This is a genomic window from Alkalibacillus filiformis (genome assembly GCF_030814115.1).
Taxonomy (GTDB): domain Bacteria; phylum Bacillota; class Bacilli; order Bacillales; family Alkalibacillaceae; genus Alkalibacillus; species Alkalibacillus filiformis.
In genome coordinates this window covers 1-3026 of sequence record NZ_JAUSUP010000026.1, presented here as the reverse complement: position 1 = coordinate 3026, position 3026 = coordinate 1, and the positions used below count along the sequence as shown (strand labels likewise).

General features: G+C 52.3%; 1 rRNA gene. It reads right to left on the bottom strand.

What is annotated here, in order from left to right:
* Window positions 1-21: 21 nt before the first annotated feature.
* Window positions 22-2950: ribosomal RNA gene (locus J2R98_RS14430) — 23S ribosomal RNA — on the bottom strand.
* Window positions 2951-3026 lie beyond the last annotated feature (76 nt).

Genomic DNA, 3026 nt, shown 5'->3' with positions numbered 1-3026 from the left:
ACGCGCTTTTCACTTTTGTTTTAAGTTAAGTCCTCGATCGATTAGTATTCGTCAGCTCCACGTGTCACCACGCTTCCACCTCGAACCTATCTACCTCATCGTCTCTGAGGGATCTTACTCGCTCGAAGCGATGGGAAATCTCATCTTGAGGGGGGCTTCATGCTTAGATGCTTTCAGCACTTATCCCGACCACACGTAGCTACCCAGCGATGCTCCTGGCGGAACAACTGGTACACCAGCGGTGTGTCCATCCCGGTCCTCTCGTACTAAGGACAGCTCCTCTCAAATTTCCAACGCCCACGACGGATAGGGACCGAACTGTCTCACGACGTTCTGAACCCAGCTCGCGTACCGCTTTAATGGGCGAACAGCCCAACCCTTGGGACCGACTACAGCCCCAGGATGCGATGAGCCGACATCGAGGTGCCAAACCTCCCCGTCGATGTGGACTCTTGGGGGAGATAAGCCTGTTATCCCCGGGGTAGCTTTTATCCGTTGAGCGATGGCCCTTCCATGCGGAACCACCGGATCACTAAGCCCGACTTTCGTCCCTGCTCGACTTGTAGGTCTCGCAGTCAAGCTCCCTTCTGCCTTTACACTCTTCGAATGATTTCCAACCATTCTGAGGGAACCTTTGGGCGCCTCCGTTACTCTTTAGGAGGCGACCGCCCCAGTCAAACTGCCCACCTGACACTGTCTCCGAACCGGATCACGGTTCTGGGTTAGAATGTCCGTACAGCCAGGGTGGTATCCCACCGGCGCCTCCACCGAAGCTAGCGCTCCGGTTTCTCTGGCTCCCACCTATCCTGTACAAGCTGTACCAACATTCAATATCAGGCTACAGTAAAGCTCCACGGGGTCTTTCCGTCCTGTCGCGGGTAATGCGCATTTTCACGCATAGTATAATTTCACCGGGTCTCTCGTTGAGACAGTGCCCAAGTCGTTGCACCTTTCGTGCGGGTCGGAACTTACCCGACAAGGAATTTCGCTACCTTAGGACCGTTATAGTTACGGCCGCCGTTTACTGGGGCTTCGGTTCAACGCTTCGTCCCGAAGGACTAACGCATCCCCTTAACCTTCCAGCACCGGGCAGGTGTCAGCCCCTATACTTCGCCTTACGGCTTCGCAGAGACCTGTGTTTTTGATAAACAGTCGCTTGGGCCTTTTCACTGCGGCTCCCTAGACCGTAGTCTAGGTGAGCACCCCTTCTCCCGAAGTTACGGGGTCATTTTGCCGAGTTCCTTAACGAGAGTTCTCCCGATCACCTTAGGATACTCTCCTCGCCTACCTGTGTCGGTTTGCGGTACGGGCACCTCTTTCCTCACTAGAGGTTTTTCTTGGCAGTGTGAAATCAGGGACTTCGGTACTTATGTTCCCTCCCCATCACAGATCATGCGTTTGATGGACGGATTTGCCTATCCATCACACTCTCTGCTTGGGCGTGCACATCCAATGGCACGCTTCCCTTATCCTCCTGCGTCCCCCCGTTGTTCAAACGGAAAGGAGGTGGTACAGGAATTTCAACCTGTTATCCATCGCCTACGCCTTTCGGCCTCGGCTTAGGTCCCGACTTACCCTGAGCGGACGAGCCTTCCTCAGGAAACCTTAGGCTTACGGTGAAGAAGATTCTCACTTCTTTTTCGCTACTCATACCGGCATTCTCACTTCTAAGCGCTCCACCAGTCCTCACGGTCTGACTTCAACGCCCTTAGAACGCTCTCCTACCACTGTCCATTGGACAGTCCGCAGCTTCGGTGATGTGTTTAGCCCCGGTACATTTTCGGCGCAGCGTCACTCGACCAGTGAGCTATTACGCACTCTTTAAATGATGGCTGCTTCTAAGCCAACATCCTGGTTGTCTGAGCAACGCCACATCCTTTTCCACTTAACACATACTTAGGGACCTTAGCTGGCGGTCTGGGCTGTTTCCCTTTCGACTATGAACCTTATCACCCATAGTCTAACTCCCAACGATAAGTCATTGGCATTCGGAGTTTGACTGAATTCGGTAACCCGATAGGGGCCCCTAGTCCAATCAGTGCTCTACCTCCAAGACTCTCACGTTGAGGCTAGCCCTAAAGCTATTTCGGAGAGAACCAGCTATCTCTGTGTTCGATTGGCATTTCACCGCTACCCACACCTCATCCCCGCATTTTTCAACATACGTGGGTTCGGGCCTCCAGTAAGTGTTACCTTACCTTCACCCTGGACATGGGTAGATCACACAGTTTCGGGTCTACGATCACGAACTCATTCGCCCTATTCAGACTCGCTTTCGCTGCGGCTCCAGGTCTTCCCTTTAACCTTGCTCGTAATCGTAACTCGCCGGTTCATTCTACAAAAGGCACGCCGTCACCCATTAACGGGCTTCGACTACTTGTAGGCACACGGTTTCAGGTTCTATTTCACTCCCCTTCCGGGGTACTTTTCACCTTTCCCTCACGGTACTGGTTCACTATCGGTCACTAGGGAGTATTTAGCCTTGGGAGATGGTCCTCCCAGATTCCGACGGAATTACACGTGTTCCGCCGTACTCAGGATCCACTCCGGAGGAAAGTGAGTTTCAGCTACAGGGCTGTTACCTTCTTTGGCTGACCTTTCCAGATCACTTCGCCTACTCACTTTCTTGATAACTCCGTATGGAGTGTCCTACAACCCCAAGACGCATGCGCCTTGGTTTGGGCTAATTCCGTTTCGTTCGCCACTACTCAGGAAATCGCTTTTGCTTTCTCTTCCTTCGGGTACTGAGATGTTTCAGTTCCCCGAGTTGTCTTTCAACACCTATGAATTCAGTGTTGAATACTGCCCCATTACGGACAGTGGGTTTCCCCATTCGGAAATCCCCGGGTCGTAGCTTACTTACAGCTCGCCGAGGCATATCGGTGTTTGTCCCGTCCTTCATCGACTCCTAGTGCCAAGGCATCCACCGTGCGCCCTTATTCACTTAACTTACTTGCGTGAAAAGACGCGTTTGTCTTTACTTTATCGATGCTTTGGTATCTCATCTTATCTAGTTTTCAAGGTAC